The sequence below is a fragment of the Salinibacterium sp. M195 genome (assembly GCF_019443965.1).
GTDB lineage: Bacteria > Actinomycetota > Actinomycetes > Actinomycetales > Microbacteriaceae > Rhodoglobus.
Genome location: NZ_CP040814.1, coordinates 2,384,349 through 2,400,836 on the forward strand (window position 1 = coordinate 2,384,349; position 16,488 = coordinate 2,400,836).

The following is a 16,488-nucleotide window of genomic DNA, read 5'->3' on the forward strand; positions in this document are numbered from 1 at the left end:
CGACCGCCTGCACCCAATAAGGTTGATGCCGTGACCACCACCACATCGAATCGTTATGCCCTCGCCATCGACATCGGCGGCACCAAAGTCGAGGCTGCCCTCGTCGACCCGAACGGCGTCGTTCTCGCGGCAAGCCGCTTCCGTGCCCCCACCGGTCGCGCCTCCTCGAGTGATCAACTCGCCGAGAGTGTGCTCACCGTCGTGCGCCAGTCAACCGCCGCTCTGCCGGATGGCGCCGAACTGCTCGGCGTGGGCATCGGAAGCGCCGGCCCCATCTCGGTTTCTCGCGGCGAGGTATCCCCCCTCAACTTGCCCGCCTGGCGCGACTATGGCGTTCGTACTCTCGTGGAAGCAGAGCTTCCTGGCATTTCCGTAGCACTCCGCGGCGATGGCAACTGCATCGCCCTGGCCGAACACTGGATCGGTGCAGCCCAGGGTGTGAAGTACTTCATGGGGATGGTTGTGTCGACCGGCGTTGGAGGTGGCCTCATCCTCGACAACCAGCTCATCGACGGCCCCACCGGAAACGGTGGCCACTTCGGTCACGTTGAAGTCGGTGGAGAAACTGTCGTCTGCGGTTGTGGCGGTACCGGCTGCGTCGAGGCGGTCGCCTCTGGCCCGAAGACTGTCGAGTGGGCGCAAGCTCGCGGCTGGACCGGATCGACCGGTGAAGAACTCTCGGCGGACTACGCAGCGGGCAATGAGATCGCGATTAGTGCGGTGCGCCGCTCAGCTCGTGCCGTCGGCCATGGCATCGCCTCAGCAACGGCTCTCGTAGACCTCGAACTCGTCGCGATCGGTGGCGGTTTCTCGCACGTCGCCGCCGACTACATTGACCTCGTCGCTGAAGCGATCACCGATCGGACACCGTTCCCGTTCATCACCAAAGTGCGCGTCGTCGCCTCTGGGCTCTCGAGCGATGGCCCGCTGATCGGTGCGGCGTCGCTGGTTCATCACCCCGAGCGGCTGAGCAACTCAGCGTTAGAGGGCGCAACTAGCTAACTGTCGAACTCGGCAGTCGGTATGCGCAGTTCGTCCTCAACGAAACTGGGACGGCTCAGCATGACGGCGCTGACCAGCGCCATCAGACTTGTCACGAGCAAGAACATGAGCGGCCACACCCAGCCGCCGCTCAGTTCCCGCACGAGCGCGACGGCAAATGGCCCGAGCGCGGCAACCGTGTACGCAACACTTTGAACAAATCCGCTGAGCGCGGCAGAGCCTTCGTGACTACGCGTGCGCAGGTTGATGAGCACAAGGCACAGCGGGAACAGTATTGACCCGATACCGACGAGTGTCACCCACAGCCACGTAACCGTGGTGGGAGCCAAGGCGAGCCCCAGATATCCGGCCACACCGGCGAGCACTCCCCCGGCAATCACCAGCCCGATGTTAGAAATGCGGCTGGCGAGAATCGGGCTCAGGATGCCCAACGGAATGCCGATCAGACCGAACAGCGACAGCATCGCCCCTGCCTGCACCGGGGTGAACTGTGCCGACTCGATCAGGATTTCGGGAAGCCACGCAAAGAAGGAATAGAACCCGATCGACGACACAGCGAACGCGATCGTGATCGCCCACGCCGTCTTGGAACGGGCAACGGCCCACACCGAAATATGCGGTGTCAACGGGAGAATGCTTGCGTCGCTGACCGCACGACGCTTGGCATTGCGGCCACGAAGCGTCAGCACAAACCAAGGAACAAATGCAGTCAGTGCAAGAGCAGCCCAGACAGCAACCGAAACTCGCCAACCTGAAACCCCCGCGATGGGTGCGGCAAAGAACGCCGGGATTGCGGCACCAAGCGAGATAAGCATGACGTAGCCGCCCGTGACCGTAGCCAGGCGGTCAGGAAAGTACTTCTTGACGGCGGGAGGGAGAAGAACATTGCCCACTCCCATTCCGGCAAGAGCGATAAAGCTGCCGAGAGCGAGCACCAGGTAGTCATCGCTCACGGCCCGAATACTCGACCCCGCAACCATCAACGCCGCCGCAATCAGCAGACTGGCATCAAGACCCCTGGCGCGAGCAAGTGCCGGAGCGGCGATTCCCGCAATCGCAAAAGCGATCGGCGGCAACATCCCGAGCACACCGAGTCCGAGGCTAGAAATCGGAATATCATTCTCGATCACGCCAATAATGGGAGAAATCGCCGCGACCGCGGTGCGCACGTTGAGGGCGACAAAGAGTATGCCAGCCAGCGCAAGAAGACGCCCTCTCCAGAGAGTGCGCGAGGGAGTGATCATTCGCACGAGTCTACGGCTAGTTTTATCGCGACCCCTACGATGGTGGGTATCGTCGACAACTCGTGTCGGCCGACAACTCAGGAGACACACATGGGTAACAGCGGATTCGATCTCGGTGACATCGGTGACGTCGTTGGAGGTCTAGTAAAAGGCAAGGGACTCGACGTTGAAGCCCTCGAGCCCATCTGGGAGGGTATCCAGCCAACCCTGCAGGGCCTCGACACCGACACGATTCTTGACACTGTCGCCAATTGGGCAAAAGACCTCAACTTGCCACTCGTCGGCAATGTGCCAGACGATGTAGTCGAGAACCTCAAGAATGGTGTGAAGGTTCCCCTCAGCAAGCTCGTCAAGGGCTAACTGTCACCAAACTACTTCTTGGGCGTCGCTTTCGCGGGGACGCCCAAGATTTCTCTCACGGCAACTTCATCGAGGCACATCTGCTCGACTAGGGCATCAACAGTGGTGTACTTCACCATTCCCCGAACGTATTCCACGAACTCAATCTCTACGCGCTTTCCGTAGATATCAAAGTCTTGATCCAGGGCGTGAGCCTCAACTTGCTTCTCAGGCACCCCGTCAAACGTCGGGTTGTTGCCGATTGATACCGCTGCCGCGAAACGAACACCATCGACGACGAGCCAGGCGGCATACACACCGTCTGCGGGAATGAATCCCTCCGGGTTTCGTTCGAGATTAGCGGTCGGATACCCGAGTTCGCGCCCACGCTGCTGGCCGAGTACGACCACTCCCCGCACCGAATGCGCTGCCGTGAGTAATTGCGCCGCCTCCGCAACGCGACCCTCCGCAAGAAGTTCGCGCACGAACGTTGAGGAAACGCGCCGACCCTCCTCGAGCGCAATGTCGTCGACCACAACGACCTCGAAGCCGTGCTTGTCACCGAGTTCACGGAGCAAGGCAACATCACCAGCTCCGCGCGCACCAAACCGAAAGTCGGCACCGACCAGAATTACCTTGGTATCGAGAGCCCCGGCAAGAACTGTCGCGACAAAGTCGTCAGCCGGCACCTCGCTGAGCGCGCGGTCAAACGCCAACACGAGAGTCGCGTCGACCTCGGTTGTCGCAAGCCGCTCAAGCTTTTGTTTTGTACTGAGCAACGCCGTTGGGCACGCCGCCGGGTTCAGCAGACTAATCGGGTTGCGATCGAAAGTGACAACGACGGAGCGCAGATCGTGGGAAGCAGCTACGTCGCGCAATCGAGCGAGCACCGCACGATGGCCGCTATGCACGCCATCAAATTTGCCGATCGTTACCGCCACTTGACCATACGACTTCGGCACGGTGCCCAGTGAATCAAACACGTCCATGTCAGCGACTCTCCTGAGAAATACGCACCCGATAGAGCCACACGAGGCCAAGAATCGGAAGAGCCAAAGGCACAAAGAGGTAGCCAGCGCCAAACGCTGACCACACTGTATCTGCCGGGAACAACACCGCATCGACGAGGCTGAGCGTTCCGACCGTGAGCACCCCCACGAGTTCGAAGACAATCGCGATCACGGCGACGCGATACCAGCGCTGTCCAGAGCGGATAAGCGCAACAGTAGCGACGATGTAGACAACGCCAGCTGCCGCCGAAAGGAGATAGGCAATCGGTGCGTCATCAAACTTGGTCGCGATTTGAAAAAGCGAGCGCGCTGTAGCGGCCAATGCCATCACCGCATAGACGGCAATGAGCACGCGACCAACGCCCGCAGTGGTAGTAGAACTCTTGCTAGTCATCGAATCAACTTTAGGCGCTCTGGCCTAGGCCAATTGCACAAACCAGATTTGGCTCATGCGGTAAACCATCACGGCAATCGAGAGGCACGCAACGCCGAGCACGACGCTGCTCCAACGGTTGCGCTCAATGAGCCCCCACATGACCGCCGCCGGTGGAATGAGGATCGCCGAAACCAAATAGATCCAGAACTCCAAGGCACTACCGGTAGCGACGTTCCCGGCCAGCGGGGCAATGATTGCCATCACCAACTGCACCACCAAGAGCGCCTCGACGAGGAGTGTGGCGCCCAGGGTGTAGTCGTTAGGTTTAACCCCCGCGAATCCGACGACAATGGCCGCAACGCCGGCGAGTACCGCAATCACAATCTGCACCCAAACGAACCACTCAACCATCGCTCGACGCGCCTTTCACAGAGCCAGCTCCGGGTTTCACCGATTCGGCAGAACTATCCGCCTCGGCCTCGACCGGGGCTGCCGCCGCATCAACCGGAAAATTGGAGAGAATGCGAGTGCGCCCGTTGACGACTTCCGCCAGGCCAACCAACCGGCCGGCTGAATTCACAATGGCAAGAGGGCCAGCGCCAACAGGCCCCAAAGGAATCTGCTGCCCCCGCGAGAGATCAAACGCTTCGTCGTCAGAGATTTCTACTGTGTCAAAGAGCGTGCCAGCGACCTTTGCTGGCGCAACCAGGCGAGTCTCGAGATCGTCATCGAGCGTGCACGCGGTGTCGACCGTGAACGGCCCGACTCTGGTTCGCCGCAGCGCGGTGAGGTGACCACCAACTCCCAAAACTTCACCAAGATCACGGGCAAGGGCACGAATGTAGGTGCCAGACGTGCAGTCAACACGAACGTTCACATCCACAAACTCACCACGTTTCACCGTGAGAACGTCGAAAGCAGAAATTGTTACGGCCCGCTCGGCCAGCACTACTTCTTCCCCTGAACGCACCAGCGTGTAGGCGCGACGGCCATCCACCTTGATAGCGCTCACCGAACTCGGCCGTTGCATAATCGCGCCCGTGAACTGAGTTACCGCTTCAGCAATGTCGTCGTTGGTGATCGCCGCGATCGCCACGGCGTCCGCTGGCTCCGAAAGTTCGCCGTCAGCATCATCCGTGTTCGAGGATGCTCCCAAACGAATCGTGGCCAAGTACTGCTTGTCGAGACCGACCAGATAAGTGAGTAAACGCGTGGCATTGTTGGCACCGAGAACAAGAAGACCGGTCGCCATCGGATCGAGAGTGCCCGCGTGGCCAATCTTGCGAGTGCCGACGGATGCCCGAGCACGGGAAATAACACCGTGACTCGTGATGCCCTGGGGTTTGTCAATGAACAGAATTCCGCTGGCAGGATTGCGTGGCGGCTTCGCCATGACTGCACCTCCCGAACCCAGCGGCCCCGGATGGGCAGCGCAACAACTTTAGCCAATTCTCTCGCACCTCACGCACGCATCGACACCGCGACGCGACTGCCCCCTGATTTGCGTGCTTGTGCACTTAGACTTCGACTATGCGAATTGGCATCATTGGGGCGGGTGCCGTTGGCGGCGCCATTGCGGCGTTGCTAGCTCGCGCTGGTCACGATGTAGAAGTGACGGCACGCGGGGCCCACCTTGACGCCATCCGCCAATCAGGCCTTGCCCTCACCGGGGCATGGGGCGAAAGCACCTCGCGAATGCGCGCAGCAGCGACGCTGACGCGCGTCAATGAGCTGGTGATCGTCGCCACTAAAGCGCATGATGCGGAACAGGCTCTTCGCGACAATGTGGCACATCTCCGCAATGTTCCTGTCGTCATTTTTCAGAACGGCCTTGACTCGCTCGAGACGGCACAGCGTGCGACGCCACGATCAGACATCATTGGCGGTCTTGCGACGTTTGCGTCATCATTTCTCTCCCCCGGCGAAATTCATGTGACTGCCGCCGGCCCCAGTTATCTCGGAGTGGCCGGAGAGAACGATGTTCCTGCTCGCTATGCCGCGCGCATCCTCAACGACGTCATGCCGACTTTTGCGGTCCCCAATTTCCGCGGCGCTCAGTGGACGAAGCTGGTCATCAACCAGGTCAATGCACTGCCCGCCATCACCGGAACAAGCGTGCAGTCCGTCGTCTCAAACTCCGCGTTGCGTCGCGTCATGACGGCAAGCATGCGAGAGACGGTGCGCGTTGGTCTTGCCACTGGCATCCGCTTTGAGACGCTGCAGGGGCTCACTCATGGCCGACTGCGTAATTTTGCACGGTCTCCGCTGTGGCTGGGCGAGTTATTGCCCGGACAGATGTCGAGACGCATGGGGATCACTCCCAACCCGGGATCAACGCTCCAAAGCATTCGCCGCGGTCAACCAAGCGAAGTTGACGCCCTCAACGGTGCTGTCGTTCGCGCAGCGGCGACGGTAGATCGCGGTGCGGAAGTGAATGCGCTTATGGTCGAACTTGTGCACGCCGTAGAGGCCAAGGGCGCGTTCTTCTCCGCTGGCGAGGTTTCGGCCCGCTACGCGGCGCTGAAGGCGTAAGGGCGATCGCGCGTGGGCACTGAGTCGACGGCCGACGAACTCACTCTTCTGATTCGCGAGTGGTTTGCCGCGCAGGGCCGGGATCTCCCGTGGCGCCATGACGGATTCGGAGCATGGGGCATCCTCGTCAGCGAAATTATGCTGCAACAGACTCCAGTAGTGCGCGTTATCCCCCGACTCGCCCAGTGGCTCGAGCGCTGGCCAACGCCCGCAGATCTCGCCGCTGCCGCTCCGGGGGACGCGGTACGAGCCTGGGAACGACTCGGCTACCCCCGCCGGGCCCTGAACCTACACGCTGCCGCTTCGGCAATCACCGAGCAGCACGGGGGCATTGTGCCTGAGGACATCCCCTCGCTCTTGGCTCTGCCCGGCATCGGAGACTACACCGCGCGGGCTGTCGCTGCTTTTGCTTATGGTCACCGCCATCCGGTCGTCGATACGAACGTTCGGCGAGTCATTGCCCGCGCTGTGCTCGGGCAGGGCGAGGCTGGGCCGCCCTCGACTAAACGGGACCTCGCTGCGATGGAAGAACTACTTCCGGCTGATGCGAGAGAGGCTCAAGCCACCAACGCTGCGGTAATGGAACTGGGGGCTATCGTCTGCACGGCGCGAAAGCCGCTGTGCGAAGATTGCCCGGTGAAAAACCTGTGCCAGTGGCGCGCGACGGGCTACCCACCATATGAAGGTAAACGTCAGGCAACTCAGAAACGTTTCGAGGGCTCAGATCGCCAAGTTCGGGGGCTTATCTTGGCCGAGCTGCGTGCCAGCGACGTGCCCGTTTCGGCAGCCGAAATAGTTCAGGTGTGGGCTGAGAGCGAGCAGCGCGAGCGGGCACTCAACGGCTTACTGCGAGACGGTCTTGTCGTGCGGGTCGATTCTGACTACGAGCTGCCTTAGTCGTCTTTGCTGACGTAGACCGCGTCATCATCGTCGTCGTCATCGTCGAAGCCTGCTGCTTCCTCTTCAGCAGCAAGGTCGCGAGGCTTAACGTAGGGATCTTCGTCGCCGGCGTAGGTCGCATTCTGCTTGAGCGAACCAATTGAGGCGTCGCGCTGGTGCGCTTCAGTGAGAAGCGAGTCAATCAACGCCGCATTCTCCGGAATACCGTCGGGAATGAACTCGATTGACGGAGTCAAGCGCGCGGTGAGGTTCTTGCCCACCTCGCGGCGGACCAGTCCGGTCGCGGACTTCAGAGCAGCCGCGCTCTCGAGGCGTTCTTCGTCTGAGCCATAGACGGTGAAGAAAACGGAAGCATGCTGCAAATCACCAGTGACGCGAACGTCAGTAATCGTGACAAACCCCAGTCTCGGATCTCTGATGCCACGCTCTAGTGTCTTCGCAACAATCACCTTGATGCGGTCGGCCATTTTCGCCGCACGAGCTGCGTCAACCATCTCTACTCCTTCTATAACTTGTGCTGCCTCGGGGTGTACCGAGGCGTTGACGGCAACCTGAGCAGGAAGCTTGCGGAGCCTGCGTAGCTCCGCTTCCTGCTCAGGTTGCCGTCATAAGCCAACGAGCTAGACCCGCGGCTTTTCCTTCATTTCGATTGTCTCGATCTCGTCACCGATTTGGATGTCGTTGAACTTACCAAGTCCGATACCGGCTTCGTAGTCAGTACGAACTTCAGTGACGTCATCCTTGAAGCGACGCAGTGAGTCGATCGCGAGGTTGTCGCCAACGACGACACCTTCGCGGATAACTCGTGCCTTGGCGTTTCGCGTGATCGTTCCCGAGCGCACGATGACACCAGCGATGTTTCCGACCTTGGAGGAGCGGAAGATCTCGCGGATCTCGGCAACACCAGACTGAACTTCTTCGAACTCAGGCTTGAGCATTCCCTTGAGCGAGTTCTCGACGTCTTCGAGGGCTGCGTAGATGACCGAGTAGAAACGAACGTCGACGCCTTCGCGAGCGGCACGTTCGCGTGCCTTCGGGTCGGGGCGAACGTTGAATCCAATGATGATCGCGTTGTCGACCGTGGCGAGGTTGATGTCGCTCTCGGTAACAGCACCAACACCGCGGTGGATGATGCGCAGCTGAACCGAGTCATCGACATCAATCTTGAGCAGCGACTCTTCGAGGGCTTCAACAGCACCCGAAACGTCACCCTTGATGATGAGGTTGAGCGATTCGACCTTGCCATCTTCGAGGGCCTTCGTGAAGTCCTCGAGGCTGATGCGCTTGCGGCTACGAGCCAACATTGCGTTGCGCTCTGCTGCTTCGCGCTTTTCAGCGATCTGGCGAGCCATGCGGTCATCGTCGGTAACCAAGAACACGTCGCCGGCCTTGGGCACTGAGGTCAGACCAAGCACAGCAACGGGACGCGACGGTTCAGCTTTGAGGACCGAATCGCCGTTCTCGTCGAACATTGCACGAACGCGACCGTAAGCGGTACCGGCAACGATCGGATCTCCGACCGAAAGCGTTCCCGACTGGATGAGCACGGTAGCAACAGCACCGCGACCCTTGTCGAGCTTGGCTTCAATCGCAACACCACGAGCATCCTTGTTGGGGTTTGCGCGCAGGTCGAGTCCAGCATCCGCGGTCAGGAGCACAGCGTCAAGAAGCTCGGTGATACCGATCTTGTTGAGCGCCGAGACGTCCATGAACATGGTGTCTCCACCGTATTCTTCGGCAACGAGGCCGAATTCGGTGAGCTGCTGGCGTACCTTGGCCGGGTTTGCGCCCTCTTTGTCGATCTTGTTGATTGCGACAACGATCGGAACGTTTGCTGCCTGAGCGTGGTTGAGTGCTTCAACCGTCTGGGGCATGATTCCGTCGTCAGCAGCAACCACGAGGATGGCAACGTCGGTGACTTGGGCACCACGAGCACGCATAGCGGTGAACGCTTCGTGGCCGGGGGTGTCAATGAACGTGATGGGACGTTCGTAGCCATCGTGCTCTTTGACGACCTGGTAGGCACCAATGTGCTGCGTGATGCCGCCGGCTTCGCCAGCAACAACGTTGGCGTTACGGATGGCGTCGAGGAGCTTGGTCTTACCGTGGTCGACGTGACCCATGACCGTGACGACGGGAGGACGGATAACAAGTTCGTCTTCTGATTCGTCTTCGAGTTCTTGATCGAGGTCCATATCGAAGCCGAGCAGGAGCTCGCGGTCTTCCTCTTCAGGAGAAACCATTTCGATCTTGAAGCCGAGCTCATCACCCAGGATGCCGAACGTTGCCTCATCGAGAGACTCCGTTGCCGTAGCCATTTGTCCCAAGTGGAACAGCACAGTGACGAGGTTTCCGGGGCTTGTGTCGATCTTGTCGGCAAAGTCGGTTATTGAAGCGCCACGACGAAGGCGAATAACTTCCTTGCCATTTCCGCGGGGGACGCTAACGCCACCAAGCGAAGGGGCCTCTCTCAGCTCGAACTCTGCCCGTTTCGCCCGCTTCGACTTACGTGCTTTGCTCTTGCCGCCACCACGGCCGAAGGCACCTGCGGTACCTCCGCCGGGGCCACGACCGCGTCCGCCAGCTGGCGGACGGTTCGGACCAAAGTTGTTAGGTGCGCCACCTGGGCGTGCACCGGCTCCCGCTGCGCCTGGACGTGCGCCAGCACCAGCACCGGGGCCGCCTGGACGCTGACCGAAGCCACCGGGACGAGTTCCCTGACCGGGTCCTCCTGGACGAGGAGCACCGGGACGCGGCGATCCTGGACGAGGAGCACCGGGACGCGGCGATCCTGGACGAGGAAGACCGGGGCGAGGTGCGCCTGGGCGAGGAATCGAACTACCAGCACCGCCGCTAGCAGCGGGGCGTCCCATTCCCTGATTAGAAGCGAAGGGGTTATTTCCCGGACGGGGCGTGCCCGGACGAGGAACAGAGGAAGGACTCGGAGCGGCAGCAGCGTTACCTGCGGGCTTCTCCCCTGACTCAGCGGATGCTTTCTCCGCGGCCAAAGCCTTCTCTGCAGCAAGTGCCTGAGCCTGACGCTCAGCGACCGTCAACGGTGCGGGCGCCGCACCCTCTTCTGGTTCGTGAGTGGGTTCGGGCTCGGACTCGACAGCAGGAGCTTCTTGAGCAACTGTTGCCGGGGTCGGCGCACTTGGTACGGGCGTCTTGGGTTTCGGCGCAGCTTTAGGCTCGGCCTTGGGAGCAGCCTTGGGCTTCTCGGGCTCTGCTGGGGCTTTCGCGGCGTCTGCTTCGAGAGCAGCTTTCAACCGTCGTGCGACGGGCGGTTCAATGCTTGACGAAGGGCCTTTAACGAATTCGCCCATTTCTTTGAGCTTCGCTAGTGCAGCCTTGCTATCGACGCCTGCTTCGGCGGCAACTTCGTGTACGCGTGGTTTGGCAGCCACTTTTCTCCTGTCTGAGCCTGCTCCCAGACAGGGGGCAGGCCTCTAATTACGGACGGAACTCATTTCGAGCCGCTCATTAGTTGTCCATAGGTCAATCAGCCTGTTCGTTAGGGGACATCGGTTGATGCCCCGCCTCATATTCAGCTAACACTGAAAGAAGTGCTCCGGTATCTAGTGCTGAATCCACCTTCAACGCACGAGTAAAAGCTCTGCGTTTGACCGCAGAATCAAAACAAGTGGATGTGGGGTGAAGCCACGCACCGCGACCCGGAAGTGTGGCCGATTGGTCGGCCACAACCGCACCGTGAGATGCGATAACCCTCAGTAACGAGGATCTGCTGCCGCTCGCGCGACAGCCAATACACGTTCTTACTGCACCCATGATACCCCTACTCTGCAATCGCGCACTCCCCCCCCGCACCCTCATGCCAGAAGATGCTGCGGCCACGTGCGGCATGTCGGCCCTTCCCCGTCGTGAGACAAGAGCCGACACGCACGATGCATTTATTCTTCGTCGAGAATCGAGTCTGGCTGGATGTCGATGCGCGCGCCGGTGAGTTTGGCGGCCAATCGAGCATTCTGGCCTTCTTTGCCAATCGCTAGCGACAATTGGTAGTCGGGCACGAGTGCACGAACTGCCTTGGTCGCCTCGTCGATCACATACGAGCTCGATACCTTTGCGGGCGAGAGCGCGTTAGCAACAAAGGTGGCAAGGTTTTCCGAGTAGTCGACAATATCGATCTTCTCGTTGTTGAGCTCTGCAGTGACTGCTCGAACACGCTGACCGAGTTCACCAATGCACGAACCCTTGGCGTTGATGCCTGCCTCTGTGGCGCGAACAGCCATCTTGGTGCGATGACCTGCCTCGCGAGCAACCGAGGTGATTTCCACCAGTCCACTGGCAATCTCCGGAACCTCAAGGGCGAAGAGCTTGCGAACGAGCGACGGATGAGTGCGACTGACCGTGATCTGAGGACCCTTGTCACCCTTGTTCACGGCCGTGACGTAGACGCGGAGTCGAGAACCGTGCTTGTATTCCTCGCTCGGCACCTGCTCTTCTGGAGGCATAATCGCTTCCACCGTGCCCAGGTCGATGTGAATCATGCGCGGGTTGGGACCCTGCTGGATTACACCGGCAACGATGTCTCCCTCACGACCCTTGAACTCACCAAGAACTTTGTCGTCACCAATGTCGCGAAGACGCTGGTTGATGACCTGTTTTGCTGCAAACGCCGCAATGCGCCCGAAATCGCTTGGGCTATCTTCAGCCTCGCCGATAACGGCACCTTCGTCGTCATATTCAGGAACCCACACACTGACGTGGCCAGTCTTGCGGTCAAGAACAACCCGTGCCGTCGGCGCAACTTCTGCAACCGTGCCTTCGGGAGCCTCAACATGCTTGAGATAGGCACTCATGATTGCCTGCTCAATGATCTGCACCAGTTCGTCGAACGGTATCTCTCGTTCGCGCTCCATCATGCGCAGCACGCTCAAGTCGATATCCATTGAGGGCCTCCGATATTCATTTAGGGGTGATAAATCGGATCCTTACTGGATCCGAATAGGCTAGTTTAGCCGCCTTATTTGAGCAGCGCCGCACCAACCTCGTCGATGCTCGTGCTGGTGCGCTCGTTCGTAATGCGATCCCAGACCTCGACCATTCCATTGGCGGCGTCGCGGCCGACAATCACGATCTTGGGCACACCGAGTAGCTCGGCGTCGCCGAACTTCACGCCGGGAGAAACCTTGGGACGATCGTCGAAGAGCACATCAAGGCCTGCGGCTTCGAGTGAGGTGACCAGGTTCTCAGCGGTCTCGAAGACAACAGCGTCCTTGCCCGCAGCGACGATGTGCACGTCAAACGGGCTGATGTTTTTGGGCCACAAGAGGCCCTTGCCGTCGTTGGTGGTCTCCGCAATCGCTGCCATCAGGCGCGTGACACCGATGCCGTACGAACCCATCGTGACGGTGACGAGCTTTCCGTTCTCATCGAGAACCTTGAGCCCGAGAACTTCGGCATACTTGCGGCCGAGCTGAAACACGTGTCCGATCTCCATACCGCGAGCAGTCTCAATGGGGCCGCTGCCGTCGGGAGCAGGATCGCCAGGACGAACATCCGACACCTCAACGATGCCGTCGCCGACGAAATCACGACCGGCAACAAGACCAAGCACGTGCTTCTCGTCGAGATTTGCGCCCGTAATCCATTGCGTGCCGTCAACGACGCGAGGATCGAGCACGAAACGAACACCGGTTGCCGACTTTTCACCCAGCACCGCGCCCTCAGGGGACCACGGACCGATGTAACCCTTCACGAAGCCGGGGTTTCCCTCGAGCTTGGCTAGCGCAGCAAAGTCTTCAGCCGTTGCAGCTTCAACCTCAGCGGGGGCGAAGGCGACTTCGGCACGCTTGAGGTCGACATCACGGTCACCGGGAAGACCAACGACAACGAGCTCACGAGATCCGTCGATCGATTTGAGCGCAAGAACAATGTTTTTAAGCGTGTCTGCCGCTGTCCACTGGCGATCCTCGCGCGGCTGCTGCTCGTTAGCGAGCGCAACAAGCGTCTCGATCGTCGGTGTGTTCGGCGAGTCGAAAATTAGCGCCGCGGGCAAGCCGTCAATCGGCAGCGCTTCAGGCGGCGTCGTGCGATACGCCTCAACGTTTGCCGCATATCCGCCAGCGGTGCGAACGAACGTGTCTTCACCCACGGGGGTGGGGTGCAAGAACTCTTCACTCTTCGAACCACCCATCGCTCCAGCATCCGCCGACACAATGACGTACTCGAGACCGAGGCGAGTGAAAATGCGCTCGTAAGCGTCACGGTGCTGCTGATACGACAGGTCGAGGCCGGCATCCGTGTAATCGAAGGAGTAGCTGTCTTTCATCGTGAACTCGCGACCGCGCAGAAGGCCGGCACGCGGGCGCGCCTCATCACGGTACTTGTCCTGAATTTGATACAGCGAAAGTGGCAAATCTTTGTAGCTCGAGTAAAGATCTTTCACGAGCAGCGTGAAGACCTCTTCGTGCGTCGGGGCCAACAGATAGTCGGCACCCTTGCGATCCTGGAGACGGAAAATACCGTCGCCATACTCAGTCCAGCGCCCCGTCAGCTCATAAGGCTCCCGCGGCAACAGCGCCGGAAAGTGCACCTCTTGAGCGCCGAACGATTCGAGTTCGTCGCGGATGATCGCCTCAATCTTGCGGCGGACCTTGAGACCAAGCGGCAACCACGCAAAGACACCAGGAGCCTGACGGCGGATGTAGCCGGCACGCACCAAAAGGCGGTGGCTGGCTACCTCAGCATCGACGGGATCTTCGCGGAGCGTGCGGACAAAGAGTTGAGAAAGACGTGTAGACACGTCTCAATGTTAGTGGCGCTACGGGGTCAGTACTTGCGGAGTACCGATCTCACCGGCAGGCATCTCGGCTGCGATGCGATTGGCCTCTTCGATAAGCGTCGCAACGATCTCAGATTCTGGCACCGTCTTGATGACTTCACCCTTCACAAAGATCTGACCCTTGCCATTACCACTGGCAACACCGAGGTCAGCTTCACGAGCCTCACCTGGCCCATTGACGACACAGCCCATCACGGCAACGCGCAGCGGGACGGTCATGCCTTCGAGACCCTCGGTGACATCGTTAGCGAGCTTGTACACGTCGACCTGAGCGCGACCGCAGCTGGGGCACGAGACGATTTCGAGCTTGCGCTCACGAAGGTTTAGCGACTGCAGAATCTGCAACCCGACCTTCACTTCTTGGGCGGGGGGTGCTGACAGCGAAACACGAATCGTGTCACCGATGCCTTCAGAGAGCAGGATGCCGAAGGCAGTCGCGCTCTTGATGGTGCCCTGAAACTCCGGGCCAGCCTCGGTGACGCCCAAGTGCAGGGGCCAGTCACCGCGCTCAGCGAGCATGCGATACGCCTTCACCATCACGATGGGGTCATTGTGCTTGACCGAGATCTTGAAGTCGTGGAAGTCGTGCTCTTCAAAGAGGCTTGCCTCCCACACCGCGCTCTCGACGAGCGCCTCAGCAGTAGCCTTGCCATATTTTTGCAGCAGGCTCGGCTCGAGCGAACCGGCGTTGATACCGATTCGCAGGCTCACCCCGGCATCCTTCGCGGCCTTGGCGATGTCGCCAACCTTGTCGTCAAACTTGCGAATGTTACCGGGGTTGACGCGCACGGCGCCCACTCCAGCATCAATCGCCGAGAAAACGTAGCGCGGCTGAAAGTGAATATCGGCAATTACCGGAATCTGGCTCTTCTTCGCGATGATGTGCAGCACATCAGCGTCGTCCTGGTGGGGAACGGCAACGCGAACGATGTCGCAGCCCGATGCCGTGAGTTCGGCAATCTGCTGAAGAGTTCCGTCGATGTTCGTCGTTTGCGTCGTGGTCATCGACTGAACGCTGACCTGCGAGTCACTGCCGACGCCTACCGAACCCACTTTGATTTGGCGGGTCTTGCGACGGGGAGCGAGGACTTCGGGAACTTTCGGCATTCCAAGATTGATTGCTGGCACTACCCCATCCTAAAGCCGACTCCTGAACATCTGCGGAACGCTAGCGCGCGGCGAGATGAGCAGTGAGTGCCTCAACGAACTCAGCTGGGCGCTCGAGGTGGGCAGAATGGCCGCAGTTTTCCCACGCGAGTTCCGTATATTCGCCGCCATTGGCGACATAGCGGTCGAAAACGGCACGGGTCTGCTCGATCATCGGCTGCGGCGGAGCAACCTCAGCCCCGGGCCAGCCCGGAATCACTCCCAACTGGCCAAGGAAGTTCAGATCGAAACCAGAGGCATCCGACACGATCGCGTCGTTCAGACCGCGTACCCACAGCACTCGTGGTTTCGTCGCTAGCTCAGTGATGCCACTGACGTTGAAATGGTCGGGAGTCATAGTGTTGAGTACTCCACGACCGCCAGGGCCAAAGCCGGGCCACGCCTCAACGGCGACCGAATCGCCAGGGTAGTTGCCTTCGCCGGTCGCGGTCGTGAGCATCGACTCCACCCACAGGTCTTCGAGTTCGGTGTGGGCTGCAGCATCCGCAACATAAGCCGTGCGGAAAACCAGGCGAGCGGATGCCGGAGAATCGTCGGTCGTGTTGCCCGCGTTCAGCTGGGCCACAAAATCGGGGTTCGCTCCCCCGCCGCCGGTGCCCGGGCACTCGGGAGCCAGAAGCTCGCCATTCGCGCCCTTCGTACCGCCAAAGCCGAAGGGCGAAACAGGTGACACGAACGAGACGGTATCGACACGGTCGGCGTGATCGAGCATGAACTGCATCACGACTCCGCCGCCCATGCTCCAGCCGACGAAGCTCGCCCGGTCGATGCCGAGGGCGTCGAGCACGGAAGCGATGTCGTCGGAGAAGTCACGAACGCCCCGCGTGGCATCCACTGGCAAGGTTTGCGTATCGCCGAAGCCGCGAAGGTCGATAGCGAGCGCACGAACGCTGCTCTCCAGAGCAAGCATCGTCGGCTGCCAAAACAGCGACGACGACACATTTCCATGCACGAACACCACCGTGGAGGTTGCGTTGTCAGCTGGACGCTCGAACACCGAAGCGACAATGCGCGGTGTTGTGACGCTGTGCTGAACGATTCCGTCAAGAAGAGTTGCCATGGGGTGTCCTTAGTTGGTGAGACTGCGGGTGCTGGTGAGACTGCGGGTGT

General features: G+C 60.0%; 16 protein-coding genes. 4 read left to right on the top strand and 12 right to left on the bottom strand.

Going from position 1 to position 16,488, the window contains the following annotated elements; all coding sequences use genetic code 11:
- Window positions 1-30: 30 nt before the first annotated feature.
- Entirely contained in the window at window positions 31-1,002 is a 972-nt protein-coding gene (locus FFT87_RS11425) for an ROK family protein (protein WP_219948836.1), read from the top strand.
- On the opposite strand, the gene FFT87_RS11430 is transcribed toward FFT87_RS11425, so the two are convergent.
- Window positions 999-2,246: a CynX/NimT family MFS transporter gene (locus FFT87_RS11430; RefSeq protein ID WP_219948837.1), complete on the bottom strand. Its 1,248-nt coding sequence runs from the start codon at window positions 2,244-2,246 to the stop codon at window positions 999-1,001. The two genes, FFT87_RS11425 and FFT87_RS11430, sit on opposite strands and share 4 nt — an antisense overlap.
- Before the next feature lie 90 nt (window positions 2,247-2,336).
- On the opposite strand from FFT87_RS11430, the gene FFT87_RS11435 reads away from it, so the two are divergent.
- Entirely contained in the window at window positions 2,337-2,606 is a 270-nt protein-coding gene (locus FFT87_RS11435; protein ID WP_219948838.1) for a hypothetical protein, read from the top strand.
- A gap of 11 nt (window positions 2,607-2,617) precedes the next feature.
- Here the strand turns inward: FFT87_RS11435 and FFT87_RS11440 are convergent, their stop codons facing one another.
- The 4 genes from FFT87_RS11440 to truB are packed head-to-tail and all read right to left on the bottom strand — an operon-like array spanning window position 2,618 to window position 5,364.
- Window positions 2,618-3,574, bottom strand: a complete 957-nt coding sequence (locus tag FFT87_RS11440; protein ID WP_219948839.1) for a bifunctional riboflavin kinase/FAD synthetase — start codon at window positions 3,572-3,574, stop codon at window positions 2,618-2,620.
- A 1-nt stretch (window position 3,575) separates the two neighbouring features.
- Window positions 3,576-3,989, bottom strand: coding sequence for a hypothetical protein (locus FFT87_RS11445; protein ID WP_219948840.1), 414 nt, complete (start codon window positions 3,987-3,989; stop codon window positions 3,576-3,578).
- Between the two features lie 24 nt (window positions 3,990-4,013).
- Window positions 4,014-4,382 carry a hypothetical protein gene (locus FFT87_RS11450; RefSeq protein WP_219948841.1) on the bottom strand — a complete coding sequence of 123 codons (369 nt, stop codon included), beginning with the start codon at window positions 4,380-4,382 and terminating at the stop codon, window positions 4,014-4,016.
- Window positions 4,375-5,364 carry a tRNA pseudouridine(55) synthase TruB gene (truB, locus tag FFT87_RS11455; RefSeq protein WP_219948842.1) on the bottom strand — a complete coding sequence of 330 codons (990 nt, stop codon included), beginning with the start codon at window positions 5,362-5,364 and terminating at the stop codon, window positions 4,375-4,377. The genes FFT87_RS11450 and truB overlap by 8 nt, the downstream gene beginning before the upstream one ends.
- A 137-nt stretch (window positions 5,365-5,501) precedes the next feature.
- Between truB and FFT87_RS11460 the strand changes: the two genes are divergently transcribed.
- Both FFT87_RS11460 and FFT87_RS11465 read left to right on the top strand, forming a co-directional pair.
- The gene (locus tag FFT87_RS11460; RefSeq protein ID WP_219948843.1) at window positions 5,502-6,503 is read left to right on the top strand and encodes a ketopantoate reductase family protein; all 1,002 of its coding nucleotides are present in this window, start codon (window positions 5,502-5,504) and stop codon (window positions 6,501-6,503) included.
- Window positions 6,504-6,515: 12 nt separating this feature from the next.
- Window positions 6,516-7,400, top strand: coding sequence for an A/G-specific adenine glycosylase (locus FFT87_RS11465; protein ID WP_219948844.1), 885 nt, complete (start codon window positions 6,516-6,518; stop codon window positions 7,398-7,400).
- On the opposite strand, the gene rbfA is transcribed toward FFT87_RS11465, so the two are convergent.
- The 7 genes from rbfA to FFT87_RS11500 form a co-directional block, all read right to left on the bottom strand.
- Entirely contained in the window at window positions 7,397-7,897 is a 501-nt protein-coding gene (rbfA, locus tag FFT87_RS11470; protein WP_219948845.1) for a 30S ribosome-binding factor RbfA, read from the bottom strand. The genes FFT87_RS11465 and rbfA overlap by 4 nt on opposite strands.
- 126 nt (window positions 7,898-8,023) lie before the next feature.
- Window positions 8,024-10,810, bottom strand: a complete 2,787-nt coding sequence (infB, locus tag FFT87_RS11475; RefSeq protein ID WP_219948846.1) for a translation initiation factor IF-2 — start codon at window positions 10,808-10,810, stop codon at window positions 8,024-8,026.
- 91 nt (window positions 10,811-10,901) lie between these two features.
- Window positions 10,902-11,267, bottom strand: a complete 366-nt coding sequence (locus FFT87_RS11480; protein WP_370628552.1) for a YlxR family protein — start codon at window positions 11,265-11,267, stop codon at window positions 10,902-10,904.
- Between the two features lie 47 nt (window positions 11,268-11,314).
- Window positions 11,315-12,316, bottom strand: a complete 1,002-nt coding sequence (nusA, locus tag FFT87_RS11485) for a transcription termination factor NusA (RefSeq protein ID WP_219948848.1) — start codon at window positions 12,314-12,316, stop codon at window positions 11,315-11,317.
- Window positions 12,317-12,390: 74 nt separating this feature from the next.
- Window positions 12,391-14,172 (bottom strand): proline--tRNA ligase, encoded by a 1,782-nt coding sequence (locus FFT87_RS11490; protein ID WP_219948849.1) that lies wholly within the window; start codon window positions 14,170-14,172, stop codon window positions 12,391-12,393.
- An 18-nt stretch (window positions 14,173-14,190) separates the two neighbouring features.
- Window positions 14,191-15,339, bottom strand: coding sequence for a flavodoxin-dependent (E)-4-hydroxy-3-methylbut-2-enyl-diphosphate synthase (gene ispG, locus FFT87_RS11495; protein WP_219948850.1), 1,149 nt, complete (start codon window positions 15,337-15,339; stop codon window positions 14,191-14,193).
- A 40-nt stretch (window positions 15,340-15,379) separates the two neighbouring features.
- Complete coding sequence (locus tag FFT87_RS11500; RefSeq protein WP_219948851.1) at window positions 15,380-16,438, bottom strand: alpha/beta fold hydrolase; 1,059 nt, start codon at window positions 16,436-16,438, stop codon at window positions 15,380-15,382.
- Between the last annotated feature and the right edge of the window lie 50 nt (window positions 16,439-16,488).